Annotated in this window: 27 protein-coding genes; 16 read left to right on the top strand and 11 right to left on the bottom strand. The window is 71.8% G+C overall.

Annotated features, from left to right (window positions below; genetic code table 11):
- Positions 1-100: 100 nt before the first annotated feature.
- Together AB0J57_RS17355 and AB0J57_RS17350 are read right to left on the bottom strand one after the other, a co-directional pair.
- Positions 101-589: a MarR family winged helix-turn-helix transcriptional regulator gene (locus AB0J57_RS17355; RefSeq protein WP_366129010.1), complete on the bottom strand. Its 489-nt coding sequence runs from the start codon at positions 587-589 to the stop codon at positions 101-103.
- A 58-nt stretch (positions 590-647) separates the two neighbouring features.
- A complete protein-coding gene (locus AB0J57_RS17350; RefSeq protein WP_366129009.1) occupies positions 648-1,070 on the bottom strand; it encodes a MarR family transcriptional regulator in 423 nt (140 codons plus the stop codon).
- Positions 1,071-1,168: 98 nt separating this feature from the next.
- Between AB0J57_RS17350 and AB0J57_RS17345 the strand changes: the two genes are divergently transcribed.
- From AB0J57_RS17345 to AB0J57_RS17330, 4 genes are all read left to right on the top strand, one after another.
- Entirely contained in the window at positions 1,169-2,074 is a 906-nt protein-coding gene (locus AB0J57_RS17345) for an MBL fold metallo-hydrolase (protein WP_366129007.1), read from the top strand.
- An 88-nt stretch (positions 2,075-2,162) separates the two neighbouring features.
- A complete protein-coding gene (locus AB0J57_RS17340) occupies positions 2,163-2,567 on the top strand; it encodes a helix-turn-helix transcriptional regulator (protein ID WP_366129006.1) in 405 nt (134 codons plus the stop codon).
- A 26-nt stretch (positions 2,568-2,593) separates the two neighbouring features.
- Entirely contained in the window at positions 2,594-3,133 is a 540-nt protein-coding gene (locus AB0J57_RS17335; RefSeq protein WP_366129005.1) for a hypothetical protein, read from the top strand.
- A gap of 182 nt (positions 3,134-3,315) precedes the next feature.
- Entirely contained in the window at positions 3,316-3,657 is a 342-nt protein-coding gene (locus AB0J57_RS17330) for a DUF2516 family protein (RefSeq protein ID WP_366129004.1), read from the top strand.
- Here the strand turns inward: AB0J57_RS17330 and AB0J57_RS17325 are convergent.
- The 3 genes from AB0J57_RS17325 to AB0J57_RS17315 all read right to left on the bottom strand — a co-directional run bounded on the left by AB0J57_RS17325 (position 3,654) and on the right by AB0J57_RS17315 (position 7,268).
- On the bottom strand, positions 3,654-4,982 hold the full coding sequence (locus AB0J57_RS17325; protein WP_366129003.1) for a PP2C family protein-serine/threonine phosphatase: 1,329 nt from the start codon (positions 4,980-4,982) through the stop codon (positions 3,654-3,656). The two genes, AB0J57_RS17330 and AB0J57_RS17325, sit on opposite strands and share 4 nt — an antisense overlap.
- A gap of 239 nt (positions 4,983-5,221) precedes the next feature.
- Positions 5,222-6,295, bottom strand: a complete 1,074-nt coding sequence (locus AB0J57_RS17320) for an NlpC/P60 family protein (protein WP_366129002.1) — start codon at positions 6,293-6,295, stop codon at positions 5,222-5,224.
- A 157-nt stretch (positions 6,296-6,452) separates the two neighbouring features.
- Positions 6,453-7,268: a class I SAM-dependent methyltransferase gene (locus AB0J57_RS17315; RefSeq protein ID WP_366129001.1), complete on the bottom strand. Its 816-nt coding sequence runs from the start codon at positions 7,266-7,268 to the stop codon at positions 6,453-6,455.
- A 191-nt stretch (positions 7,269-7,459) separates the two neighbouring features.
- Between AB0J57_RS17315 and mshA the strand changes: the two genes are divergently transcribed.
- From mshA to AB0J57_RS17300, 3 genes are all read left to right on the top strand, one after another.
- A complete protein-coding gene (mshA, locus tag AB0J57_RS17310) occupies positions 7,460-8,821 on the top strand; it encodes a D-inositol-3-phosphate glycosyltransferase (RefSeq protein ID WP_366129000.1) in 1,362 nt (453 codons plus the stop codon).
- Positions 8,814-9,302: a YbjN domain-containing protein gene (locus AB0J57_RS17305; protein WP_366128999.1), complete on the top strand. Its 489-nt coding sequence runs from the start codon at positions 8,814-8,816 to the stop codon at positions 9,300-9,302. Before mshA ends, AB0J57_RS17305 begins: the two co-directional genes overlap by 8 nt.
- A 334-nt stretch (positions 9,303-9,636) precedes the next feature.
- A complete protein-coding gene (locus AB0J57_RS17300) occupies positions 9,637-11,283 on the top strand; it encodes a glycosyl hydrolase family 28-related protein (protein WP_366128998.1) in 1,647 nt (548 codons plus the stop codon).
- Here AB0J57_RS17300 and AB0J57_RS17295 read toward each other — a convergent pair.
- The gene (locus AB0J57_RS17295; RefSeq protein ID WP_366128997.1) at positions 11,273-12,529 is read right to left on the bottom strand and encodes an MFS transporter; all 1,257 of its coding nucleotides are present in this window, start codon (positions 12,527-12,529) and stop codon (positions 11,273-11,275) included. The genes AB0J57_RS17300 and AB0J57_RS17295 overlap by 11 nt on opposite strands.
- 118 nt (positions 12,530-12,647) lie before the next feature.
- Here AB0J57_RS17295 and AB0J57_RS17290 point away from each other — a divergent pair, with 118 nt between their 5' ends.
- Positions 12,648-13,406 (top strand): phosphoglyceromutase, encoded by a 759-nt coding sequence (locus AB0J57_RS17290; protein WP_366128996.1) that lies wholly within the window; start codon positions 12,648-12,650, stop codon positions 13,404-13,406.
- Positions 13,407-13,469: 63 nt separating this feature from the next.
- Here AB0J57_RS17290 and AB0J57_RS17285 read toward each other — a convergent pair whose 3' ends face one another.
- Together AB0J57_RS17285 and phoU are read right to left on the bottom strand one after the other, a co-directional pair.
- Complete coding sequence (locus tag AB0J57_RS17285) at positions 13,470-13,619, bottom strand: hypothetical protein (RefSeq protein WP_366128995.1); 150 nt, start codon at positions 13,617-13,619, stop codon at positions 13,470-13,472.
- 114 nt (positions 13,620-13,733) lie between these two features.
- Positions 13,734-14,414: a phosphate signaling complex protein PhoU gene (gene phoU, locus AB0J57_RS17280; RefSeq protein ID WP_366128994.1), complete on the bottom strand. Its 681-nt coding sequence runs from the start codon at positions 14,412-14,414 to the stop codon at positions 13,734-13,736.
- A gap of 200 nt (positions 14,415-14,614) precedes the next feature.
- On the opposite strand from phoU, the gene AB0J57_RS17275 reads away from it, so the two are divergent.
- A complete protein-coding gene (locus AB0J57_RS17275; protein WP_366128993.1) occupies positions 14,615-15,841 on the top strand; it encodes an ATP-binding protein in 1,227 nt (408 codons plus the stop codon).
- Positions 15,838-16,518 carry a response regulator transcription factor gene (locus AB0J57_RS17270; protein ID WP_064067557.1) on the top strand — a complete coding sequence of 227 codons (681 nt, stop codon included), beginning with the start codon at positions 15,838-15,840 and terminating at the stop codon, positions 16,516-16,518. Before AB0J57_RS17275 ends, AB0J57_RS17270 begins: the two co-directional genes overlap by 4 nt.
- 81 nt (positions 16,519-16,599) lie before the next feature.
- Here AB0J57_RS17270 and AB0J57_RS17265 read toward each other — a convergent pair whose 3' ends face one another.
- The gene (locus AB0J57_RS17265) at positions 16,600-17,271 is read right to left on the bottom strand and encodes a DUF461 domain-containing protein (protein ID WP_366128991.1); all 672 of its coding nucleotides are present in this window, start codon (positions 17,269-17,271) and stop codon (positions 16,600-16,602) included.
- Between the two features lie 643 nt (positions 17,272-17,914).
- Here AB0J57_RS17265 and AB0J57_RS17260 point away from each other — a divergent pair.
- The 6 genes from AB0J57_RS17260 to AB0J57_RS17235 all read left to right on the top strand — a co-directional run bounded on the left by AB0J57_RS17260 (position 17,915) and on the right by AB0J57_RS17235 (position 24,093).
- On the top strand, positions 17,915-18,397 hold the full coding sequence (locus AB0J57_RS17260; RefSeq protein WP_003953493.1) for a CarD family transcriptional regulator: 483 nt from the start codon (positions 17,915-17,917) through the stop codon (positions 18,395-18,397).
- 269 nt (positions 18,398-18,666) lie between these two features.
- Entirely contained in the window at positions 18,667-19,404 is a 738-nt protein-coding gene (gene ispD / locus AB0J57_RS17255; RefSeq protein ID WP_366128990.1) for a 2-C-methyl-D-erythritol 4-phosphate cytidylyltransferase, read from the top strand.
- On the top strand, positions 19,394-19,897 hold the full coding sequence (gene ispF / locus AB0J57_RS17250; RefSeq protein ID WP_366128989.1) for a 2-C-methyl-D-erythritol 2,4-cyclodiphosphate synthase: 504 nt from the start codon (positions 19,394-19,396) through the stop codon (positions 19,895-19,897). Before ispD ends, ispF begins: the two co-directional genes overlap by 11 nt.
- A 58-nt stretch (positions 19,898-19,955) precedes the next feature.
- Positions 19,956-21,353, top strand: coding sequence for a cysteine--tRNA ligase (cysS, locus tag AB0J57_RS17245; protein ID WP_366128988.1), 1,398 nt, complete (start codon positions 19,956-19,958; stop codon positions 21,351-21,353).
- Between the two features lie 76 nt (positions 21,354-21,429).
- Positions 21,430-22,380 (top strand): 23S rRNA (guanosine(2251)-2'-O)-methyltransferase RlmB, encoded by a 951-nt coding sequence (rlmB, locus tag AB0J57_RS17240; RefSeq protein ID WP_366128987.1) that lies wholly within the window; start codon positions 21,430-21,432, stop codon positions 22,378-22,380.
- A gap of 117 nt (positions 22,381-22,497) precedes the next feature.
- Positions 22,498-24,093: a DoxX family protein gene (locus tag AB0J57_RS17235; RefSeq protein WP_366128986.1), complete on the top strand. Its 1,596-nt coding sequence runs from the start codon at positions 22,498-22,500 to the stop codon at positions 24,091-24,093.
- A 72-nt stretch (positions 24,094-24,165) separates the two neighbouring features.
- On the opposite strand, the gene AB0J57_RS17230 is transcribed toward AB0J57_RS17235, so the two are convergent.
- Together AB0J57_RS17230 and AB0J57_RS17225 are read right to left on the bottom strand one after the other, a co-directional pair.
- The gene (locus AB0J57_RS17230) at positions 24,166-24,876 is read right to left on the bottom strand and encodes a nucleotidyltransferase family protein (RefSeq protein ID WP_366128985.1); all 711 of its coding nucleotides are present in this window, start codon (positions 24,874-24,876) and stop codon (positions 24,166-24,168) included.
- Between the two features lie 40 nt (positions 24,877-24,916).
- The gene (locus AB0J57_RS17225; protein WP_366128983.1) at positions 24,917-25,330 is read right to left on the bottom strand and encodes a hypothetical protein; all 414 of its coding nucleotides are present in this window, start codon (positions 25,328-25,330) and stop codon (positions 24,917-24,919) included.
- Positions 25,331-25,442 lie beyond the last annotated feature (112 nt).

The raw sequence follows: 25,442 nt of genomic DNA, 5'->3' as shown, positions 1-25,442 counted from the left end.
CGCGACAGGAGAGACCGTAGCAGATAGTTTTGTTGCAGACGATCTGAAGCAGATTCTTTTTGGGGTTGTGGGTGTGGGCGGCGGGTGTGGGCGGCGGGTGTTACTTCTCCCGCTGGCGGGCGCGCCGGGCCGGCCTGGGGCCCTCGACGGGGTTCGCCAGATGCCCCTCCACCAGGCGGTTCAGCGCCCGCAGGAGGGCCTCGCGGTCGCCCTTGGGGAGGGTGGCCAGCGCCTCCGCGTGTACGCGGTCGACGATCTCCTGGCTCCGTCGCGCGACCCGCGCGCCCTCCTCGGTGACGGCGATGATCCGTGCGCGCCGGTCGGTGCTGGAGGGGCGGCGCTCGGCGAGCCCGGCCTTCTCCAGGGCGTCGACCGTGACGACCATCGTGGTCTTGTCCATGTCGCCGATCTCGGCGAGCTGGATCTGGGTGCGCTCCTCCTCCAGGGCGTGGACGAGGACGCAGTGCATGCGCGCCGTGAGTCCGATCTCCGCGAGGGCGGCCGACATCCGGGTGCGCAGGACGTGGCTGGTGTGGTCGAGGAGGAAGGAGAGGTCAGGCTCGGTGCGGGTGGGTGACATGGCGGTCATGTCACCAGCGTAGCCATTCGGTCCGTCACGGATTATCCGAAACGAGACATTGCTCGGCTCAGCGGGTGATCGCCCGCCGGAGCAGGTCGTGCAAGGTGTGCTGTTGCTCCTGGGTGAGGCCCCCGAGGGGTGAGTCCTCGGTCAGCAGTTCCAGGAGCCGGCTCCGCAGCGCCGCGCCCTCCTCGGTGAGGACGAGTTGCTTGGCGCGCCGGTCGGTGGGGTGCGGGCGGCGCTCGATCAGGCCCTGCTTCTCCAGCTTGTCGACGACGAAGGTGGCGTTCGAGGGCTCGCAGCTCATGCGGTCGGCGAGCTCCCGCATGGTCATCGGCCCGGTCAGCTCGCGCAGCGCGGTGGCCTGCGGGGCGGTGAGGCCCAGTCTGACCGCGCGCTCGCGTACGTGCTCCGCGATCTGGTGGGCCATGCCGTTGACCAGGCCGCACAGCTCCCGCTCGGCGACGGCCTGCGCTTCCCGGTTCGTCATGGTGGCCAGCGTACCAAGCAACTCCATTCAGCCTGGATATTACTAGCTCGGATATTACTAGCTTGAATGATTCAAGCTTGATGCATATGGTGATCGTCATGAGCATGCACGCCACGCTGAACCACGAAGAACGGCTGCGCCGCCCATCGGTCATGCGATCGCTGAGGCTCGGCGAGATGAAAGTGACGTACGTGCCGGACGGGGCGGTGCAGTTGACGCCGCGCGGCTGGCTTCCGGCCACCACCGACGCCGTGTGGGAGGCCCATCCCGAGTACCTCGACGACTCCGGCAACCTCGTGGCGGGCATCGGCGGCCTGCTGGTCGAGCACGGCGGCCGCGCCCTGCTGATCGACGCCGGCTTCGGGCCCCAGTCGCTCCCGGCCGAGCCCGGCAACGCGCACGGCGCCATCCACGGCGGGGCCCTCCTGGACAACCTGGCGCTCCTCGGCCGCGGTCCCGAGGACATCGAGGCGGTCGCCTTCACCCACCTGCACATCGACCACATCGGCTGGGCCTGGCACCCGGCTCCCGGCAGCGACCGCCCCGCCTTCACCCGGGCCGACTACCTGGTGGCCGAGCCCGAGTGGACCCGGCGCCACCTGCTGGAGGCCCACGGCACCGGCAAGGAGACCCTCGCCGAACTGGCGCCCAGGGTGCGGACGGTGACCGACGGCCAGGAGGTCTTCCCCGGGGTGCGAGTGCGGTTCGTCCCCGGCCACACCCCCGGGCACGCCGCCTACGTCATCACGGCGGGCGGGCGGCGGCTGATCGCCTTCGGTGACGCCCTCCACTCGCCCATCCAGGTCGGCCACCCGGAGTGGTCCGCGGCCCCCGACCACGACTCCGAGCAGTCGGCCGGCTTCCGGCACCGGCTCGTCGCCGAACTCCAGGAGCCCGGCACGATCGGCTTCGGCATCCACTTCGCCGACGTGGTGTTCGGTCACGTCCGCACGGACGTCCGCGCGAACGGGGGCCGGCCCGCCTGGTACCCCGTCGACGCCTGACCGGCGGCAGGTGCGGCGGCGATCGCGATGGGAACACTTTTGCAAGCGCCTGCTTGCAAAAGTTAGCAAGTGGGTGCACCATCGGGGCATGGCATCACTCAACGTCGGCAATCTCGGCGAGTACCTGCGCGAGCAGCGGCGCACCGCGCAGCTCTCACTGCGTCAGCTCGCCGAAGCCGCCGGGGTGTCCAATCCGTATCTGAGCCAGATCGAGCGCGGGCTGCGCAAGCCGAGCGCGGAGGTGCTCCAGCAGGTCGCCAAGGCGCTGCGGATCTCCGCCGAGACGCTGTACGTGCGGGCCGGGATCCTGGACGAGCGGGAGCGCGAGGAGCTGGAGACGCGTGCCGTCATCCTCGCGGACCCGTCGATCAACGAGCGGCAGAAGCAGGTGCTGCTCCAGATCTACGACTCGTTCCGCAAGGAGAACGGACTCGATACGGAGACGAAAGGTGCCGATCACACCACCGAGGACGGCACCTCACCCGAACTCTGACTCTGCGATCCGGGAGGACCACAGTCGTGGCCATCATCGAAGAACTCCGCACGCCCCTCTACTTCGCCGCCGGTACGGCCGACCTCGCCGTGCAGCAGGCCAAGAAGGTGCCCGGCCTGATCGAGCAGATCGCCGCGGAGGCGCCCGCGCGCATCGACGCGGTGCGCAACACCGACCCCAAGGCCGTGCAGGAGAAGGTGAGCGCCCAGGCCAAGGAGGCCCAGGCCACCGTGCAGGCCAAGGTCACCGAGGTGCTCGGCTCCCTGGACACGGACCTGAAGAAGCTGGGTGAGAGCGCGCAGCACCTCGCACTGCGGAGCGTCGGCGTGGCGGCCGAGTACGCGGTCAAGGCGCGCGAGACGTACGAGAAGGTCGCCGAGCACGGTGAGCAGGCCGTGAAGCAGTGGCGCGGCGAGGCCGCCGAGGAGATCACCGAGATCGCCGTGGCCGTCGAGCCCGACCCGGAGCCGAAGACCGCGCCCGCCGCCAAGAAGGCCGCCCCGGCGAAGAAGGCCCCGGCTCCGCGCAAGCCGGCGGCGAAGAAGACGACGGCGTCGGACAAGTAACGCCCAGCGCCCCCGCTCGGGCTCCCGCGTGCCCGTCCATGGCCGGGCGACCGGCCCACCGGTCCGGTCCGGTCCGCCGTGGACGGGCACGTTCGGTGGACGGGCACGTTCAGGGGTGCCGGGGCGTTGTACGGGTACCTTGGCCGCGAGGCGCTTCACTCACTGACTAGGCGGTGCTCAGCATGTTGCTCGCAGGATTCAGCACGTTCCTCTTTCTGCTCAACCTCGCCATGCTCCTGATCGCCGTGGTCGCCCTGTTCATCGCGGCGACGGCACGCGAGGACGCCTATCGCGCCGCCGACAAGCAGACCAAGATGTTCTGGCTGATCATCCTGGGCGTCACGGTCGCGGTGAACCTGCTCGTACCGATGCTGTTCCTGCAGATCGCCGGTCTCGTCGCCTCGATCGTCTTCATGGTCGACGTCCGGCCGGCCCTCCAGCAGGTGTCCGGCGGCGGTCGTGGCGGCCGGCGCGGCGGGTCCAGCAGCGACGGACCGTACGGCCCCTACAACGGCGGACGCTAGCGGCGGCGCGGCTTGCGGCGGCGGCCCGGGGCCGCCCCCTCGCCGGCCGCGCCCCCGGCGCTCTCGGCGGCCGTGCGCTCACGCGCGAGCAGCAGCACGGCCACGTCGTCCGTCAGCTCACCGCCGTTCAGCTCCCGCACCTCCGCCACCGCGGCCTCCAGCAGCTCCTCGCCGCCCAGGCCCGACGCGAGCTGGCGGTTGATCATCTCGACCATGCCGTCCTGGCCCAGCCGCGGCGAGCCCGGCCCCGCCGAGCGCCCCTCGATCAGGCCGTCCGTGTACATCATCAGGCTCCACGAACCGCCCAGCTCGACCTGGCGGCGCGGCCAGCGGGCGCGCGGCAGCAGCCCCAGGGCGGGGCCGCCGTCCTCGTACGGCAGGAGCTGCGCGGCCCGGCCGTGCCGGGCTATCAGCGGCGAGGGGTGGCCCGCCAGGCACAGCCCGGCCCGGCGCCCGTCCGGCGCGATGTCGACCGTGCACAGGGTCGCGAAGATCTCCTCGTTGTCCCGCTCGTGCTCCAGCACCTGCTGGAGCGTCGAGAGCAGTTCGTCACCGCACAGCCCCGCCAGCGTCAGCGCCCGCCACGCGATGCGCAGCTCCACGCCGAGCGCCGCCTCGTCCGGCCCGTGCCCGCACACGTCACCGATCATGGCGTGCACGGTCCCGTCCGGCGTCCGCACGGTGTCGTAGAAGTCGCCGCCCAGCAGCGCGCGCGAGCGCCCCGGCCGGTAGCGGGCGGCGAAGCGCAGGTCGGAGCCCTGGAGCAGCGGCGTGGGCAGCAGGCCCCGCTCCAGGCGGGCGTTCTCCTGGGCGCGCAGCCGCGACTCGGCCAGCTTGACCTGGACCGAGTCGGCCCGCTTGCGCTCCACGGCGTACCGGATGGCGCGGCTGAGCAGCGGTCCGTCCAGCTCTTCGCGGCACAGGTGGTCCTGCGCCCCGGCGCTCACCGCCGCGGCCGCCAGCTCGGCGTCGCCCGAGGTGGTCAGCGCCAGGACGGCGTGGCGCGGCGCGAGGCGCAGCACATGGCGCAGCGGCGCCAGCCGGTCGTCGTCGGCCGGCCTGCCGGCGGGCAGCGCGAGGTCGACGAGCACGCAGTGGACGTCGTCGGTGAGCAGCCGCTCGGCCTCGGTGAGGTTGCGAGCGGTACGGATTCGGACCCGGCCGCCGGACGCGTCGACCAGCTCCGGAACGGTGAAGGTGCCCGCCGGGTCGTCCTCGATCACGAGGAGGGTGAGGTCCGTGCCGACGGCGGCGGCCTGGGCGACTGCGGCCTGGGTCGGCGTGCTCGGAGTGCTCACCCTCTGTCGCGGTACGGGTACGGGCATCGGTTCGGTTTCCTTCCCTCCCCCCGAGGGCACGGTGGCGCGTCGGTCGACACACCACCGACGGGGACCATAGCGGTCCGCGGTGGCCGAACGGAATGGAGATCGACGAAGAGCCGATGGCATATGCCGCGCAGCGGGAGGTAGTTGGGCACCGGGTCATGACGAACGTCACGCGCCGGTTGTTGGCCCGGTCACATCCCTGGACGTATCCGACAGGCGCCGGTGGAGTGCGGCGCGTCTCACTTGTCCGGGCGTACGACTCCGAGGATCGCCATCGAGCCGGCGCCCGCCACCGTCACGTTCCGTCCCGGCCGGGGCGCGTGGATGATCGCCCCGTCGCCGATGTAGAGGCCGACGTGGCTGGCGTCCGCGTGGTAGATGATCAGGTCGCCGGGCCGCATGTCCTTGACGTCGACCCGGGGCAGCAGCCGCCACTGCTCCTGCGAGGTGCGCGGGATGCCCGTACCGGCCGCCGCCCACGCCTGGGACGTCAGCCCCGAGCAGTCGTACGACCCCGGGCCCTCCGCGCCCCACACGTACGGCTTGCCGAGCTGGGCCGTGGCGAACTCGATCGCCTTCTTGCCCTGCGGGCTCGCGCTGCCGCCGATCTCCTTCAGCACGCCGGAGCCGAGCCACGCCGTCTGCGCCTTGTCCTGCTCGTCCCGCTCCAGTTGCAGCAGCCGCTCGCGCTCCTCGGCCTCCAGTTGCGACTCCAGTCGCTTCGCGGCCGCGATCTTCGCCTCGATCTGCTTCTTCGTCCGGGCCTGCTGGACCCGGTTCGCCTCCAACTGGGTCCAGTGCGCGCTGGCGTCCTTGGTGTACGCCTCCAACTCGGCCTGGCGCTGTTTCAGTTCGGCGAGCAGGTCCTTGGTGGCCTTCTGGCCCTGCTGGAGGCGGCCGACGCCGCTGAGGAAGGCCTGCGGGTCGTCGGTGAGGACGAGCTTGGCCTCGTCGGGTATGCCGCCGTTGCGGTACTGGGCGCGGGCGGCCGCGCCGGCCCGGTTCTTCAGGTCCGCGATCCGGGCCTGGCCGGCCACGATCGACCGCGCGAGCTTCACGATCTCGGCCGACTGCTTCTTCGCCCGCTCGTCGGCGAGGTTGTACGCGTCGGTGGCGGAGGCGGCCTGGCGGTAGAGGGCGTCGATCTCCCGGCGCACCTCCTCCAGGCTCTTGCCGGAGGCGGGGAGCCCGGACGCGGAGGCGGGCGGCGGGGGCGGGGTGGGTGCCGCGTACGCCGCCTGGACCGGTGACGCCAGCACGGTCAGAGCGCAGACCACGGTGATCGCGGCGGTGGCACAGCGGCGTCGGTTCACGGTTCCCCCATCTCCCCATCTGATTTACCGTCAGTAACTTCTGGCGCCGACCGAGATGGTGCCATGACGGTGGCGAAAACGACAGAGTCGTATCCACCCGGGGTCCACCCGTGTGGACGAAAGATCGTCGGCGTGCGTTCCGTCCGGACGTGGCTGTTCAGTACGAGCCCGGCGCCAGCGCCGACCAGCGCACCGTCACCTCGCCCTGCCGCCACCGGCGCCGGGCGTCCACCAGCGGCCAGTCGGCCGCCAGGTCCCGCGCCGTCCTGATCCACCGCTGCCGGGCGCCCAGCGAGGCGTACGGAGCCGCCGCCGCCCACGCCCGGTCGAAGTCCCGCAGGAACGCGTGCACCGGCTCACCCGGCACGTTCCGGTGGATCAACGCCTTCGGCAGGCGCTCCGCCAGGTCCGAGGGGCGGTCCAGCGAGCCCAGCCGGGTGGCGAACGTCACCGTGCGCGGACCCTCCGGGGCCAGCGCCACCCACACGTGGCGGCGCCCGATCTCGTCACACGTGCCCTCCACCAGCAGCCCGCCGGGCGCGAGCCGCGCGCACAGCCGCGCCCACACCGCCGCGACCTCGTCCTCGTCGTACTGGCGCAGCACGTTCGCCGCCCGGATCAGCGCCGGGGCACCGTCCACCGGGACCTCGAAGCCGCCGTGGACGAACGTCAGCCCGTCGCGCGCGTACGGCTGCGCGGCCGCCACCCGGGCCGGTTCGATCTCGACGCCCACGACCCGGGTGCGGGGGTCGGCGTCGCCGCGCAGCCGGTGCAGCAGCTCGACGGCGGTCCAGGGAGCCGCCCCGTACCCCAGGTCGACGGCGACCGGTGCCGTGCGGGCGCGGCGCAGCGCCGCGCCGTGGACGGCGGCGATCCAGCGGTCCATGCGGCGCAGGCGGTTGGGGTTGGTGGTCCCGCGGGTCGGTGTGCCGACTGGGCGGGACCCGGTCGGGCGGGTGGTGCGCTGGGCCATGGGGACGAGGGTAAGGGCTGCGCGGACGTGCCTCCGTACGCGTACGAATGCGCGTAATGAACGCGCGTAATGAATTGGCAAAGAGGAAATGCGGCGGGCCGGCCCGCTGTTGTCGCTTGGGAGGAGGGCCGTACGCACAGGCGCGCGCGTGTCCTCCGCTTGCCATGCCCGCACAGCGGAAGGACGCCGACGTGAGCCAGTACGTGTCCCGGTTCGCCGGCACCCTGGCGCCGCCGCACAGGCTCGGCGCGCCGCACCGGCTCCGGCTGCCCGGGCGGTCGCGGGTGCCGCGCCGGATCGCCATGCTGAGCGTCCACACCTCGCCGCTGCACCAGCCCGGCACGGGCGACGCGGGCGGCATGAACGTCTACATCGTCGAGCTGGCCAAGCGCCTCGCCGCGATCAACATCGAGGTCGAGATATTCACGCGGGCCACCGCCGGCGGGCTGCCCCCCGCCGTGGAGCTGGCGCCGGGCGTGCTGGTGCGGCACGTGGACGCCGGCCCCTACGAGGGGCTCGCCAAGGAGGAGCTGCCCGCCCAGCTCTGTGCCTTCACGCACGGCGTCATGCGGACCTGGGCGGGGCACCGGCCCGGCCACTACGACCTGGTCCACTCCCACTACTGGCTCTCCGGCCACGTCGGCTGGCTTGCCGCCGAGCGGTGGGGCGTCCCGCTCGTACACGCCATGCACACCATGGCCAAGGTCAAGAACGCGGCGCTCGCGGAGGGTGACACCCCCGAGCCGGCCGCGCGGGTCATCGGCGAGACGCAGATCGTGCGGGCGGCGGACCGGCTGATCGCCAACACCTCGGAGGAGGCCGACGAACTCGTCCGCTTCTACGAGGCCGAGCCGTCGAAGGTCGCGGTCGTGCACCCGGGGGTGAACCTCGACCGGTTCCGGCCGGCGGACGGGCGGGCCGCCGCCCGCGCCCGGCTCGGGCTGCCGGCCGACGCGTTCATCCCCGTCTTCGCGGGACGCATACAGCCCCTGAAGGCCCCCGACATCCTGCTGCGGGCGGCGGCGCTGCTGCTGGAGCAGGACCCGTCGCTGCGGTCCCGGATGCTCGTGCCCGTCGTCGGCGGACCCAGCGGAAGCGGCCTCGCCAAGCCCGAGGGGCTCCAGAAGCTGGCCGCGCGGCTGGGCATCGCCGACGTCGTGCGCTTCCACCCGCCCGTCCGGCAGGACGCGCTCGCCGACTGGTTCCGGGCGGCGTCCGTGCTGGTCATGCCCTCGTACAGCGAGTCCTTCGGGCTCGTCGCCATCGAGGCGCAGGCGGCCGGTACGCCGGTCGTCGCGGCGGCGGTGGGCGGGCTGCCGGTGGCGGTCAAGGACGGCTCGACCGGCTTCCTGGTGGAGGGGCACGACCCGGCGGACTACGCGGCCGCGCTGCGCCGGTTCGTCGTAGACCCGTCGCTCACCGGCCGCCTGGGCGCGGCGGCGGCGCGGCACGCCGGGTCGTTCGGCTGGGACACGGCGGCGGCGGGGACGGCGGACGTGTACACCGCGGCCATGCAGGAACACCGCCGTGGCGTACGCTCGCGTCATGGCTGACGCCCGGAAGATCATCGAGTCCGCGCTGAACGACGCCGAGCTGACCTGGGAGTCCCCGGAGCCCGGCTCCTACGTCGTCACCCTTCCCGGTACGCGCAAGCTGTCCACCACGCTGTCGCTGCGCCTGGGCCGCCACTCGCTGTCCCTGAACGCGTTCGTGATCCGGCACCCCGACGAGAACGAGTCGGGCGTCCACCGCTGGCTGCTGGAGCGGAACCTGCGGCTGTACGGCGTGGCGTACGCGGTCGACAGCCTCGGCGACATCTACCTGACCGGCAAGCTGCCGCTGTCCGCGGTCACCCCGGAGGAGCTGGACCGCGTGCTCGGCTCGGTCCTGGAGGCGGCGGACGGCGCGTTCAACACGCTGCTGGAGCTGGGCTTCGCGACGGCGATCCGCAAGGAGTACGCGTGGCGAACGGCACGTGGTGAGTCGACCCGCAACCTGGAAGCGTTCAGCCACCTGACCCGGCCGGAGAGGTAACGCCGGCCGCCTCCGCGGGGCGCGTGAACCCCGTGGGCGGGGGGCGTGGCCCCTCCGGGCTCACCTCCTCGAGGCCGGCGGCCTTGGGTGCCTTTCGAGGGAGCCCCTGCTTTGCCGCCAACCTCTGCGGGGGCGACCCTGCACGGCCCCACCCCGGCCGTCGTGCGTCTGCGGCCGGTTCGCCGCCACCTGACGGCGCCTGCCCGGGCCGGTCCGGCGGGGGCGGCGGGTGGGGGTGTGCCCGTGCACGACCCCTTCCACCGCGCGCCACCCCATGGCATGCTCACCGCAACCCCGCACCTGAACACCGTTCATGTACGTGGAAAGGTGGGCCATGCTGACCAGACGTACCCTCCTCGGTGGCGCCGTCGCCGGCGCAGTGGCGGCCACCGCTCCGGACGCCGCCGCGCGGGAGCGGCGAACCGCCGCGCTGTGGCGGGAGTTCGCGGCGGCGCCCTACACCCACCCGCAGATCCCGTACGTCGCCCGCGCGGGCCGCCGCGCCGGGGCCGTGGGGTTCCCCCGCCGTCCCGTGGTGGCCGACGTCCTGGCGTACGGGGCCAAGCCGGACGGCACGGAGGACGCCGCGCCCGCGATCAACCGGGCCCTCGCGGAGGCCGGCGCGCGCGGCGGCGGCACCGTCCTCGTCCCGCCCGGCACCTACCGCGTCGACGACGTCATCCGCATCGGCCACAGCGGCGTCACCCTCAAGGGCGCGGGCAGCGGGCGTACGAAGCTCGTCGCCACCAGGCACCTGACCGAACTGATCGGGCCGTACGGGTCGCGTTACGGCGGCGACAAGTCGTCGTGGTCCTGGGCCGGCGGGCTCATCTGGCTGTGCCCGAAGGGCCGTTACGAGGACCTCACCGCCGCGATCAAGGCCAGGGCGTGGCCCTTCGAGGGCTGGACCGGCAACCGGCGGGACCAGTGGCGGACGCTCACCACCGTGCGGCCCGCCCGCCGGGGCGATCGGTCGGTCACGGTCGACGGCCCGTCAAAGGTCGGGGAAGGCGAGCTCGTTCTGCTGCGGCTCGCCGACGACCACGCCCACACCCTGCTCCGGCACATGGCCGGCGACGGCCCCGGCCCCGCCGCGTACACGTGGGCCGACAAGACCAAGCTCCTCAGCTACGTCCCCTACGAGTGGCCCGTGCGGGTCATGGGCGTGCGGGGACGGACCGTCACCCTGGAACGGCCGCTGCCCCTCGACGTACGGCCCGAGTGGGACCCCCGCCTGACCACCCACGTGGACGCGCTCACGGACTCCGGGGTCGAAGGGCTCACCCTGGAGGCCGTCGAGGCGCCGCAGCAACCGCACCTGCTCGACAAGGGGTTCAACGGCGTCACCTTCCAGTGCGCCTACGACTGCTGGGCCGACGACGTCACCGTCCGCCATGTCGACAACGGCTTCGGGCTGGTCGCCGCGTCGGCGTGCACCCTGCGTCGTACAAGGGTCGCCGGACGAGGAGCGCACCACCCGTACTTCTGCCGCGAGGGCTCGCACGACAACCTCGTCGAGGACTTCACCGTCGAGCGGCGCACCACCCCCGCACCGCCCGGCACCCAACTGCACGGGATCAACGTGGAGGGGCTGTCCAGCTACAACGTCTGGTCGCGCGGGGAGATGGAGACGGGCACCTTCGACACCCACCGGGGCATGCCGTTCGCGAACGTCAGGACACAGATACGGGTCCACAACGACGGCCGGCACGGCGGAGACGCCTCGGCGGGACCGTTGTACGGGGCCCGGTTCACCCACTGGAACGTCACCGTCACCAACCAGCGCGCCGGGCTGGTCCGGCTGGACGGGATCGCTCCGTACAGCGCGACCGTCGGCATCAGCGAGGTGCGGGAGTTCGACCAGATCGACGTCCCGGACTTCGCCGGCCCGCTCCACACACGTCTGGAGGCGTACGGCACCCCCGTGTCCGTACGCCCCCAGAATCTCTACGAGGCCCAGCGCGCCCTCCTCAGGCGGTGACCGTCTCGCGGGAGGGCGTTGTTTCCCTCGCCGTCTCCTCCTCCGGCAGGCTCCGCATCAGCAGCCAGTAGCCGAGTCCGGCCACCGTCCCGAGGACCGCGCACGCGCCCCACAGCCACTCCGCGCCGAACCGGTCGATCATCCAGCCGGACATCAGCGGCGCGATCAGCGCGGCGACCGACCACGACATCGTGTACACGCCCTGGTAGCGGCCACGCCCGTGGACCGGGGAGAGCCGCACCACCAGGCCCGTCTGCGTCGGGGCGTTCACGATCTCGGCGAGCGTCCAGACGCAGACGGTCAGCGCGTAGACGCCGACCGACCCGGCGAAGGCGGTGAGCCCGAAGCCGTACCCGGCCAGCAGCGACGAGACGATCAGCAGCCTGCGCGGGTCGCGGTGCTCGATGTACCGGGTGACCGGAAGCTGGAGCGCCACGATGAGGACGCCGTTCACCGCCATCGCCAGCCCGAAGTCCGCCGCGCCGAACCCGTCCGCGCCCATGGCGACCGGCAGGCCCACGTACCCCTGCTGGAAGATCAGCGAGATGAGGAAGGAGAGGCCCACCACACCCATGAACCGCCCGTCGCGCAGGACCGTCCCCATCCCGACGTCCGGCTCCACTGCCTTCCCGGGAGCGGACGGGGCCTGCGAGGGGCGGGACTCGGGCAGCTTGACGAAGATCAGGACCGCGCAGGTCAGGGTCAGGACGGCCTCGCCGAGGAAGCCGGCGAGGTAGCTGTACTCCGCGATGAATCCGGCGCCGGCGGCCGAGATGGCGAAGCCCAGGTTGATCGCCCAGTAGTTGAGCGAGAACGCCCGCATACGGTCCTCGGGCCGGACGATGTCCGCCATCATCGCCTGCACGGCGGGCCGCGAGGCGTTCGACGCGGCGCCGACGACGAACGCGACGGCGGCGATCGCGACCGGGTGCTGCATGAAGCCGAGGACGGCGACCGAGACGGCCGTCGACACCTGGGCGATCAACAGCGTGGGACGGCGGCCGAGCCGGTCGGTCATCACACCGCCGGCGACCGACGAGATGACGCCGCCGAGCCCGTGGAGGGAGGCGACGAGCCCGGCGTACGAGGCCGAATAGCCACGGTCCAGGGTCAGGTACAGGGCCATGAAGGTCGCGACGAAGGCGCCGAGCCGGTTGATCAGGGTGCTGGCCCACAGCCACCAGAACGCGCGCGGCAGGCCCGAGACGCTCTCTCTGGCCGCCCGTTTGAGCGTGGTGATGGACATGCGTAACCCCCCGTAAGTGGCTGACCCGGTGATCGCAAATTACGGGCTGCCTGTTGTCGGGGGCCACTCAATTGACGGGAGCCGTCAAGTGTCATCGGCGTCCATTAATCTCGTACGCATGGCCGACGCACCGTACAAGCTGATCCTCCTCCGCCACGGCGAGAGCGAATGGAACGCGAAGAACCTGTTCACCGGCTGGGTGGACGTCAACCTCACCGAGAAGGGCGAGAAGGAGGCTGTCCGCGGCGGTGAGCTGCTCAAGGACGCCGGTCTGCTCCCCGACGTGCTGCACACCTCCCTCCAGAAGCGCGCCATCCGCACCGCGCAGCTCGCCCTGGAGGCCGCCGACCGCCACTGGATCCCGGTCCACCGCTCCTGGCGCCTGAACGAGCGGCACTACGGCGCGCTCCAGGGCAAGGACAAGGCGCAGACGCTCGCCGAGTTCGGCGAGGAGCAGTTCATGCTGTGGCGCCGCTCCTACGACACCCCGCCGCCGGTCCTCGCCGACGACAACGAGTTCTCCCAGGCCGGCGACGCGCGCTACGCCACCATCCCGCCGGAGCTGCGCCCCCGCACCGAGTGCCTCAAGGACGTCGTCGTCCGCATGCTGCCGTACTGGTACGACGGCATCGTCCCGGACCTCCTCGCCGGCCGCACGGTCCTGATCGCCGCCCACGGCAACAGCCTGCGCGCCCTGGTCAAGCACCTGGACGGCATCTCCGACGCCGACATCGCGGGCCTGAACATCCCGACGGGCATCCCGCTGGTCTACGAGCTGGACGCCGACTTCAAGCCGGTCAAGCCGGGCGGCACCTACCTGGACCCCGAGGCGGCCAAGGCGGCCATCGAGGCGGTCAAGAACCAGGGCAAGAAGTAACCGCACACGGCAAGGGCCCCGTCCACGGTGTGGACGGGGCCCTTTTCGTGCACGCCCGGCGGGTCAGCCGCAGCAGCCGCCGCACTGGCACGGCGCGCCCGACTGGCAGCCGCAGCCGCAGCCCGAGCCACAGCCACAGGCGCCCAGCACGGGCAGGCGGAGCACTTCGACGGGCACTTCCAGCTCGGGGTCGGTCATGGGCGTATCTGCCATGGGTCCCTCCTCGAAGGCGTACGTTCCAAGGCGTACGTCGCCTCTTCCCATTGCATGCCCAGCCGACAGGGCGCATCAACGGCGCACAGATGTGCGGGCGCCCGGTGCGTGCCGTTACGCGCCCTCGACCGGTGCCTCCGCCTGCTGGAGCTCGTCCGCGTGCTCGCCCGTGACCAGGTAGACCACGCGCTTGGCGACCGACACCGCGTGGTCGGCGAAGCGCTCGTAGTAGCGGCCCAGCAGGGTGACGTCGACCGCGGTCTCGATGCCGTGCTTCCAGCGGTCGTCCATCAGGTGCTGGAACAGCGTGCGGTGCAGGCGGTCCATCTCGTCGTCGTCGTGCTCGAGCTGGAGCGCCAGGTCGACGTCCTTGGTGATGATGACCTCCGCCGCCTTCGCCATCAGGCGCTGCGCGAGCTGGCCCATCTCCAGGATCGTGGCGTGCAGGTCCTGCGGCACCGCCGTGTCCGGGAACCGCAGCCGCGCCAGCTTGGCGACGTGCTGGGCCAGGTCGCCGGAGCGCTCCAGGTCCGCGCTCATCCGCAGCGAGGTCACCACGATCCGCAGATCCGTCGCGACGGGCTGCTGGCGCGCCAGCAGGGCTATGGCCCGGGCCTCCAGGTCGTGCTGAAGGTCGTCGACCTTCTGGTCGGCCGCGATCACGGCCTCCGCCAGCTTCAGATCCGCGTCGAGCATCGCCGTGGTGGCGCGCCCGATCGCCGACCCGACCAGCCGGGCCATCTCGACCAGACCCTCGCCGATCGAGTCCAGTTCCTCGTGGTACGCGTCCCGCATGGATGTCCCTCTCTCAGTGCGAACCTCAGGGGTCCGGGTGGGCTCGGACCCCTACGCTCCCACGGTCCGAGTCCAAAAAGTCCGGGGCCTCCCTCACAAGTGAACCGTCACTTTCCCCTCGGTGAACTCTGGGCGACGACTGTTCGAGCACGCCCCCTGATGGCTGGGAGAGTGTCCGAGCGCCCGCATAACCTGGATGCATGGACGTGAACGCGGCGGTCGCCGCATTGGCCGCGATCGCCGGCGCGTGCACCGGCGTGATCGCCATGCTGGCGTTCCGCTGGAGCGAGCGCGACCAGGCGAGACCCACCCGGACCTCCCTCCACACGGACGCGGTACTGCCGCCCGGTGTGGACACGGTCCTGTCCGTACTGCGCTCCTCCGCCGTCGTCCTCGACGAGAGCGACTCCGTCGTCAAGGCCAGCTCGGCGGCGTACGCGCTCGGGCTCGTCCGGGGCGGCAAGCTCGCCGTCGAGCCCATGCTCCAGATGGCCCGCGACACCCGCCGTGACGGCGAGATACGGCAGGTCGAGCTGGACCTCCCCCGGCGCGGCACCGGCCGCGGCGAGGCCCTCGCCGTCTCCGCCCGCGTCGCTCCCCTCGGCTCCCGCCTCGTCCTGCTCCTGGTCGAGGACCTCACCGAGGCCCGCCGCATCGAAGCGGTACGCCGCGACTTCGTCGCCAATGTGAGCCACGAGCTGAAGACCCCCGTCGGAGCCCTCTCCCTGCTCTCCGAGGCCGTCATGGACGCCTCCGACGACCCCGAGGCGGTCATGCGCTTCGCCGGGCGCATGCAGATAGAGGCGACCCGGCTCACCAACCTCGTCCAGGAGCTCATCGACCTCTCCCGCGTCCAGAACGACGACCCGCTGGAGGACGCCGAGCCCGTCCGGGTCGACGAGCTGGTCGCCGAGGCCATCGACCGCTCCCGGCACACCGCCTCCACCAAGCAGATCACCATGGCCGCCGGCGGCACCGCCGACCTGCACGTCTGGGGTCACCGCGGCCAGCTCGCCGCCGCCCTCGGCAACCTCGTCGAGAACGCCGTGAACTACTCCCCGGCCCACACCCGCGTCGGCATCGCCGCCCGCCGGGTCACCGCACCCGGCGGCGACCTCATCGAGATCGCCGTCACCGACCAGGGCATAGGCATCCCCGACAAGGACAAGGAGCGCATCTTCGAGCGCTTCTACCGCGTCGACCCCGCCCGCTCCCGCGCCACCGGCGGCACGGGACTGGGCCTGGCCATCGTCAAGCACGTGGCCGCCTCGCACGGCGGGGAGGTCACGGTGTGGAGCACCGAGGGTCAGGGCTCCACGTTCACCCTCCGCCTCCCCGAGGCCGGCGCCGGACGGGACCGCTCTTCCCGGTCCCACCACGACCACACCACCACCGAACCGCTCACAGCCCCGGAGGTCCTTCCGTGACCCGAGTGCTCGTCGTCGAGGATGAGGAATCCTTCAGCGACGCCCTGTCCTACATGCTCCGCAAGGAAGGCTTCGAGGTCGCCGTCGCGACCACCGGGCCCGAGGGGCTGGATGAGTTCGAGCGCAACGGCGCCGACCTCGTCCTGCTCGACCTCATGCTGCCCGGTCTGCCCGGCACCGAGGTCTGCCGCCAGCTCCGCGGCCGGTCGAACGTCCCGGTGATCATGGTGACCGCCAAGGACAGCGAGATCGACAAGGTCGTCGGACTGGAGATAGGAGCCGACGACTACGTCACGAAGCCCTTCTCCTCCCGTGAGCTGGTCGCCCGCATCCGCGCCGTCCTCCGCCGCCGCGGCGAGCCCGAGGAGGTCGCCCCGGCGGCCCTGGAGGCCGGACCGGTCCGGATGGACGTGGACCGCCACGTCGTCACGGTCGCGGGCGGCAAGGTCGACCTGCCGCTGAAGGAGTTCGACCTGCTGGAGATGCTGCTGCGCAACGCGGGCCGGGTGCTGACCCGGATGCAGCTCATCGACCGGGTGTGGGGCGCGGACTACGTCGGCGACACCAAGACTCTCGACGTCCACGTCAAGCGCCTCCGCGCCAAGATCGAACCCGACCCCGGCGCCCCCCGCTACCTGGTCACGGTCAGGGGCCTGGGCTACAAGTTCGAGCCGTAGGCCAACCCCCGGCCGTAGGCCGCCGGACAGCACAAGGGGCGCCCCACCACCGGTGGGGCGCCCCTTCCGCGTACGTGTGCGTCAGTGATCCGCGCCGTGCGACGCCGAGGCGGAGTCCGACGGGGTGGCCGACGACGCCTCGTCGCCGCCCGCCGGGGCGCCGGGGGTGGTGGTCGGCGAGCCGGTGGGGCTGCCGGTCGGCGTACCGGCGGGGGACTGCTCCGCCGGCTTCTGCGGGACCTCCTCCGGGCCGTAGCCCGCGAAGTAGCTGGTCGCCGGGATGACGAACGCCTTGAGCCCGACGTCGCCGGTCTCGCTCAGCTTGAAGACGACCTCCTGCGCGTTGCCGTCCTGCGCGGCCTCGCGGCCCTTCTCGATCACCGCGGAGGCGTTGCCCTTGCCGCCGATGAGGACCGAGCCGCCCGCCGGGACGGTGATCGGGCCGGAGCCGCTCGCGGCGGTGAGCTTGACCTCGGCGTTGGTGCCGGGCAGCTCGATGGCCTCCAGGGTCTCCGCCTTGGAGCCGTTGTTGAAGAGCATCGCCGAGACGACGGCGGGGCCCTCGGCGTCGAGCTTCGGCTGCGTGATCACCATCGCGTTCTGGATCTTGACGGTGCCGACGGAGGTGGCGGCGTTGTCCGGCTTGACGCCGAGCGTCTGCGCGTCGTTGCCCGCACCGCAGGCGGAGAGCGAGGCGATCGAGATCACGATGGCGGTGGCGGCGAGGGCGCCGCGTCGAAGGCTGCGGCTCACGGCGGCGGCAACTCCTAGGACGTACGGACGGAGGGACGGGCACGGTGTGGTGGTACTGGCTGTCCGGCCGACCCTGAGAGCGGGCCCGAGGATCAGTCGGCGCGCTCAGGTTACCGACCCCTCCACCCCGCCCCGCACCCGACCCGCCCCACTCCCGTGTCGGGGTCCGGGCACGCCGCCCGTACGCCGGCCGCTCCCGTGTGCTTCGTTCCGCGTTCACATAACCGCTCTTGATCAATTCCGGAGCGGTCCCGCATTCCTCGTGAAATGCGCCGCTCGATCAAGCTTCGCCAAGCTGCGCGATCAACGCGTGACCCGCACTCGGTCAATTTCGACAATCGTCCGGCACCGCCGTCCGTACGGGTGAGCGGCCGCCGAACGGAGTACGGGAAGTTCACCTCCTGGAACCCGGCAAACCGGGACGATCAGGCTCTTCGGACCTCCCGTGGAGGGGGGTGACGTGCCGGTTTCAGGCCGCCCGCGCAGCCGCTCCGACCTGCGAATACCCCCTTCCGGAACCCCTCCGCAGCACGTTCCTGTTGCTGTTGTCAAGCCCCGAGATATGCCCTGACCTGCGAAAACGCCATTCAGAAGAAGCCGTATCCGTGTTACCCTGGATAGCCACGGAAGGGGTACCTGTCACATGACGTTCAAGGTTGGCGACACCGTGGTCTATCCCCATCACGGGGCCGCGCTGATCGAGGCCATCGAAACTCGCCAGATCAAAGGCGTGGACAAGACCTACTTGGTGCTCAAGGTCGCCCAGGGCGACTTGACGGTTCGTGTGCCAGCGGACAATGCGGAGTTCGTCGGCGTGCGCGATGTGGTCGGTCAGGACGGACTGGACCGGGTCTTCGAGGTGCTGCGCGCACCGTACGCCGAGGAGCCGACGAACTGGTCCCGTCGCTACAAGGCAAATCTCGAGAAGCTCGCCTCCGGCGACGTCATCAAGGTCGCCGAAGTGGTGCGTGACCTGTGGCGCCGCGAGCGTGAGCGTGGTCTGTCCGCCGGTGAGAAGCGCATGCTCGCCAAGGCGCGCCAGATCCTGGTGAGCGAGCTCGCCCTCGCGGAGAACACCAACGAAGACAAGGCCGAGGCCCTGCTCGACGAGGTCCTCGCGTCCTGACGTGTCGCACGACGCGTCTCACACAGAGCGCGTAGCTGATGTGAAGCGATGCCGCGGTGCCCGCTGACATGCTGTGACAGACAGCTTCGTCGCCGGGCGCTGCGGCATGTCCGGCTCCAGCACGCTTCAGCACGATCTCGCTCTGCCCGGGCAGCTCGCGCAGCTCGCTCAACCAGTGGTCACGGAAGGGTCCGGTCAAGGCGTTGCGCCCGCCCCGCTGAGGCCATACCCATATCGGCCGAGTCAACAAACCTGCCGGAGTGCAACCGATGTCTGACGCAGCACCCCCTGCCCGCACCGCCGCGGTGATCCCCGCGGCCGGCCGGGGCGTACGGCTCGGCCCGGGCGCCCCCAAGGCGCTCCGCGCCCTGAACGGCACGCCCATGCTGATCCACGCGGTCCGCGCCATGGCGGCCTCCCGCGCGGTCTCCCTCGTCGTGGTGGTCGCCCCGCCCGACGGCGCGCCCGAGGTCAAGAACCTCCTCGACGCGCACGCGCTGCCCGAGCGGACCGACTACCTGGTCGTGCCCGGCGGCGAGACCCGGCAGGAGTCCGTCCGCCTCGGCCTGGACGCGCTGCCCGACGACATCGCCACCGTCCTCGTCCACGACGCGGCCCGCCCGCTCGTCCCCGTCGACACCGTCGACGCGGTCATCGAGACCGTCCGCGACGGCGCCGTCGCCGTCGTACCGGCCGTGCCGCTCGCCGACACCGTCAAGCAGGTCGAGCCGCGCGAGAAGGGCGAGCCCGAGCCGGTCCTCGCCACGCCCGACCGCGCCACCCTCCGCGCCGTGCAGACCCCGCAGGGCTTCGCCCGCGACACGCTCGTGCGCGCCCACCGCACCGTCACCGACAACGTCACCGACGACGCGAGCATGGTCGAGCAGCTCGGCGAGCCCGTCGTCGTGGTGCCCGGCCACGAGGAGGCGTTCAAGGTGACCCGCCCGCTCGACCTCGTACTCGCCGAGGCGGTCCTCGCCCGGAGGAGGGCCAACGATGGCTTCTAGCCCGCCGAGCGTCGGCATCCCCCTGGTGGGCATCGGCACCGACGTCCACGCCTTCGAGAAGGGCCGCGAACTGTGGTGCGCCGGCCTGCTCTGGGAGGACTCCGACGGCTACGGCCTCGCCGGGCACTCCGACGGCGACGTCGCCGCCCACGCCGCCTGCGACGCGCTGTTCTCCGCCGCCGGCATCGGCGACCTGGGCGCCCACTTCGGGACCTCGCGCCCCGAGTGGTCCGGCGCGTCCGGTGTGACGCTGCTCGCCGAGGCCGCGCGGATCGTGCGCGCCGAGGGCTTCGAGATCGGCAACATCGCCGTCCAGGTCATCGGCGTACGCCCGAAGATCGGCAAGCGGCGCGAGGAGGCCCAGAAGGCGCTGGGCGCGGCGGCCGGCGCACCCGTTTCGGTGTCCGGCACGACGACGGACGGCCTGGGGCTGACCGGCCGGGCCGAGGGCCTCGCCGCCATCGCCACCGCGCTGCTCGTACGCAAGGCCTGACGGCGCGGGTTTTCCACAGGCGCGCGGGGCACTGGCACCGGCCCACTACCCTGGAGTGGTGACTATTCGTCTGTACGACACCAGCGCCCGGCAGATCCGTGACTTCACCCCGATCACGCCGGGCTGTGTCTCGATCTACCTGTGTGGCGCCACCGTGCAGGCCGCCCCGCACATCGGGCACATCCGGTCCGGGCTGAACTTCGACATCATGCGCCGCTGGTTCGCCTACCGGGGCTACGACGTGACGTTCGTCCGCAACGTCACGGACATCGACGACAAGATCATCGCGAAGTCCGCCGACCAGGGCCGCCCCTGGTGGTCGATCGGATACGAGAACGAGCGCGCGTTCAACGACGGGTACGAGGCGCTGGGCTGCCTCCCGCCCAGCTACGAGCCGCGCGCCACGGGTCACGTCCCCGAGATGATCGAGATGATGCGCGGCCTCATCGAGCGCGGCCACGCGTACGTGGCGGACGGCAGCGTCTACTTCGACGTGCGCTCCTTCCCGGAGTACCTCGCCCTCTCCAACCAGGACATCGACGACCTGCGGCAGCCCGCCGAGGAGGGCATCACCGGCAAGCGCGACCCGCGCGACTTCGCCATGTGGAAGGCCACCAAGCCCGGTGAGCCCGACTGGGAGACGCCGTGGGGCCGAGGCCGCCCCGGCTGGCACCTGGAGTGCTCGGCCATGGCGCACAAGTACCTGGGCTCCGCCTTCGACATCCACGGCGGCGGCCTGGACCTGGTCTTCCCGCACCACGAGAACGAGATCGCCCAGGCCAAGGCGTACGGCGACGACTTCGCCCGCTACTGGGTGCACAACGCCTGGGTCACCATGAGCGGCGAGAAGATGTCGAAGTCGCTCGGCAACTCGGTGCTGGTCTCCGAGATGGTCAAGCAGTGGCGGCCGATCGTGCTGCGCTACTACCTGGGCACCCCTCACTACCGGTCGATGATCGAGTACAGCGAGGAGGCCCTGCGCGAGGCCGAGTCGGCGTTCGCCCGCATCGAGGGCTTCATCCAGCGGGTCGTCGAGAAGGCGGGCGCCGTCGAGCCGGCCGCCGAGGTCCCGCTCGCCTTCGCCGAGGCCATGGACGACGACATGGGCGTCCCACAGGCGCTGGCGATCATCCACAACACCGTCCGGCAGGGCAACAGCGCGCTGGCCGCCGACGACAAGGAAGCCGCCGTCGCGCGCCTCGCCGAGGTCCGCGCCATGCTCGGCGTCCTCGGCCTGGACCCGCTCGACCCGCACTGGGCGGGCGAGACCGACCGCGGCGAGGACCTCCACGGCGTCGTGGACTCGCTCGTCCGCATGGTCCTGGAGCAGCGCGAGGCTGCGCGGGCGCGCAAGGACTGGGCGACGGCGGACGCCATCCGCGACCAGTTGGGCCAGTCCGGGCTCGTCATCGAGGACAGCCCCGACGGGCCCAGGTGGACGCTCGGCGCACGCTGAGCACCACGCTGGCACACTTCATATACACGCTTCATATACACGTACGTACGACACGCATCGACAGAGCAGGTAAGTCATGGCCGGGAACAGCCAGCGCAGGAACCGCCGCACGTCCAACAAGAAGGGCGCGACGGTCGGCAGCGGTGGCCAGCGGCGCCGGGGCCTGGAAGGCAAGGGCCCCACGCCGCCCGCGTCCGCCCGCAAGGGCCATGTGAAGAACCGCGTCGCCAACGCCAAGGCCAAGCAGGCGCACCGCCGCCAGGTCGCCCGGCGCGGCGGCAAGGGCCTGTCCGAGATGGTCGTCGGCCGCAACCCCGTCTTCGAGGCGCTGCGCGACGGCGTACCGGCGACGACGCTGTACGTCCAGCAGTTCATCGACAACGACGAGCGGGTGCGCGACGCGCTCAAGCTCGCGGCCGACCGCGGCGGGATCAACCTCATGGAGGCCCCGCGCGCCGAGCTCGACCGGATGACGAACGGGCTCAACCACCAGGGCCTCGTCCTCCAGGTCCCGCCGTACGAGTACGCCCACCCCGAGGACCTCGCCGCGGCCGCCTTCGACGACGGCGAGGACCCGCTGATCGTCGCCCTCGACGGGGTCACCGACCCGCGCAACCTCGGCGCCGTCGTCCGCTCCGTCTCCGCCTTCGGCGGCCACGGCGTGGTCGTGCCCGAGCGCCGCGCGGCCGGTATGACCGCCGGCGCCTGGAAGACCGCCGCGGGCACCGCCGCCCGTACCCCGGTCGCCCGCGCCACCAACCTCACCCGCGCCCTGGAGGCGTACCAGAAGGCCGGCATCACGGTCGTCGGCCTGGCCGCGGACGGCGACATGGAGGTCGGCGAGCTGGAGGCGCTCGGCGGCCCGGTCGTCATCGTCGTCGGCAGCGAGGGCAAGGGCCTGTCCCGCCTGGTCGGCGAGACGTGCGACCACCTCGTCCGCATCCCCATGCCGGGCGGCGCCGAGTCCCTCAACGCGGGCGTCGCGGCCGGTGTGGTGCTGTACGAGGCGGCCCGCCGCCGCGCGTGATGTTCCGCGGGGCGACGCCCCGCACGCCGGGCTTTCCGGGACCCGTCATGATCTTGACGGGTCTCGGACATTTCCCACCCGTCAAGGCAGTGTCCTAAACCCACGTCACTCGGTTAGATGAGTGTGGACACCAGAACGCCCCGGCCCGGTTTCGACGATCAGCCTGCGCTGAGCATGGTCAAGGTGGATTGCGATCCCGCGCAGGTCATCGTGAACCACGCCAGTTTCCGTGTGCAGCTCGCCCCGGTGAACAAGCCCCGGTTGGCCGACACCACCCGAGTACCCGCCATGAGCGGCGCCGCCGCCGGCGGCGCGACGGCACGGCGGCGCGCGCCCGTCGTGTGGAGCGGGAAGTCCTCGCCCGGGGACCCCGGCGCGACCGGGCTGCTCCAGGCCGTGCGGGAATCGACGGCCGTCGACACGCTCGACGGCGGCGCCACCCAGGTCATCCCGCGCGTCGACCTCTCCGACGACACCATGCCGACCCCCGTCGTCGGCGCCCAGCGCGGCCCCGACGCGCCACCGCTGCTGCCGCCCATGCGCCGCGCCGTCGGCGCCTACGACGACCAGCCCGACCCGTACACCGATACGCACTCCGGCACCTACTCCGACGCGTACGAGGGCGACGACCGCCGCGACGGCGACCGTGACGCGGCCGGCGCGTACACCGGACCCGCCCACCGGCACGCGTACTACCCCGGCCGCCGGATGAACCTCGGCGTCGTCCTGCTGCCGCTGCGCGTGTTCCTCGGCTTCATCTCCATCTACGCCGGCATGGGCAAGCTCTGCGACCCCGTCTACTTCGACGGCGGCGAGCGCGGCTCCATGGTCAAGTGGCTCACCTCCCTGCACCCCTGGGCCCTCGCCGAGCCGCTGCGCGACTTCGCGCTCGCCCACCCCGTCGGCGCCGGCCTCACCGTCGCCTTCGCCCAGGTCGTCGTGGGCGTCCTCACCGTGCTGGGGCTCTGGCAGCGGGTCGCCGCCGTCTTCGGCGCGATGCTGTCCGCCGCGCTGATCCTCACCGTGAGCTGGAAGACCGTCCCCGTCTACGACGCGCCCGACATCATCTACCTCGCCGCCTGGTCGCCGCTGATCATCGCCGGCGCGCCCGTCTACTCCATCGACGGACGCCTCGCCGGCGAGGCCTGGCGCACCCTCGGGCCCCGCTCGGCGCTGTGGGACCTGCGCCGCCGGGTGCTGCGGCGCGGCGCGGTCGTCGCCACCGTCGTGGTCGGCCTGACGCTGCTCATCGGCTCGCTCCTCGGCGGCGCCGTACGGTCCACCGAGATGGTCACGGTCCCCGGACCGAACGACGACCCGACCAACCACCTGCCCGGCCGGCCACTCCCCGAGGAGCCGGGCGAGCAGTCCCCGTCGGCCCGGGAGTCCTCCCGGCGCCCCGAGCCCTCGGCGTCCGCGTCCGCCGGACCGACGGCCGAGGAGCAGGCGTCCTCCCCGGCCGAGGAGACCAGCGAGGCCGAGCGCATCGAGGAGGAGCGGCCGACCGCCTCGCAGGGCACCGGACAGCAGCCCCCGGAGCAGTCCGAGCCCGTGCCCCCGCCGTCCTCCAGCGCCGGCCCCACGTCCACCGGCGGCACCGGCAGCGGTGGCGGCACCGGCGGCGACGACGGCACGGGCGACGGCTCGGGCGGCAACGACGGCGGCTCGTCCACCGGCGGCAACCGCAACCCGATCGGTGGCCTGCTCGGCTGACGTACACGACGGGAGGAGGGGCGGTCACCGTGCCCACGGTGACCGCCCCTCCTTCGTGTCCGGGAGCCATGTCTAGGAGCCGGCGAGCTCCTTGGCCGCCTCCTGGAGGTCCTTCGCGGTGTCGATGGCCCTCCAGTACGCCCCCTGCGGCAGCGGGAAGCCCGCCAGACGCCGCTCACGGGCCAGCCGGGGGAACGTGGTGCGCTCGTGGTCCCCGACGTCCGGGAGGAGCCGGGTGAAGGCCGGGGAGAAGACGTACACGCCCGCGTTGATGAGGTAGGGCGACGGCGGCGACTCGATGAAGTCGGTGATGTGCCCGAAGGTGTCCGTCTCGACGGCCCCCCAGGGGATACGGGGACGGGCCAGGGCGAGTGTCGCGGCGGCGTCGCGCTCGGCGTGGAACGCGGCCATCTCGCGCAGCGAGAAACGGGTCCAGATGTCACCGTTCGTGGCGTACCACGGCTCGTCGGGGAGCGGCAGGCGCGCGGCCGCGTACTTGAGGCCGCCGCCGCGGCCGAGCGGCTCGGGCTCCACGACGGTGGTGACGCGCAAGGGCAGTTCGGCCGTCGCGAGCCACTGCTGGAGCACCTCGGCGAGGTGGCCGCAGGAGACGACGGCGTCGGTCACGCCCTCGGCGGCCAGCCAGGAAAGCTGATGGCCGATGATCGGGGTCCCGGTTCCCGGGATCTCGACCATCGGCTTGGGGCGGTCGTCGGTGTACGGGCGCAGTCGTGAACCCTGGCCGCCCGCCAGGACCACGGCCTGCGTCGGAGAGGTGTGCATACCGCGCACGATAGGCGCACCTCGGTGCTGGTGATACGCCTCAGCTCTCGTGGGCGACGCCGGCGGCGTAGGACGTGTCGCACACGGGGCGGGAGTACGTCTGTGCCTTCACGGGGCCGTAGTGCTGGACGGCGGCACGGCCGAGCGCGCGGGCGATCGACATGCAGTGCCTGGCGAGCGAGGGGCGCTCCTCCACCGCACGCTGGAGGTGCGTGAGGGCGACACCCGGGTCCTTCTCCTGAAGCTCCGCGAGGAGCTTGTCGCGGAGAATATCCTGCGGGGCACGGGGCTTGGCCCGTACCGAGACGTTCTCCGAGGACGCGGTGAGCATCCGGGTCTGGGAGCTGCTGCCCGCCCACGGGACGCTGGTGACCGCGAGAGTTCCGGAGAGCACCAGGACGACGGGCAGGACGAGGGCGAGAGAGCGGCCGATTCGGCGTGCGGTGTGGGTCACGGACGTGAGCGTAGCGGCCAGTGATGATTTGGAGACATTTAGTCACCCCCACGGGGGATGGTTCGATGCTCCTTTTCGAATCGGGTGTTGACGAACGGGGTCCGAATTGACC

Source organism: Streptomyces sp. NPDC049837, from assembly GCF_040674455.1.
GTDB lineage: Bacteria > Actinomycetota > Actinomycetes > Streptomycetales > Streptomycetaceae > Streptomyces.
This window is presented reverse-complemented; position numbering and strand designations above follow the sequence as displayed.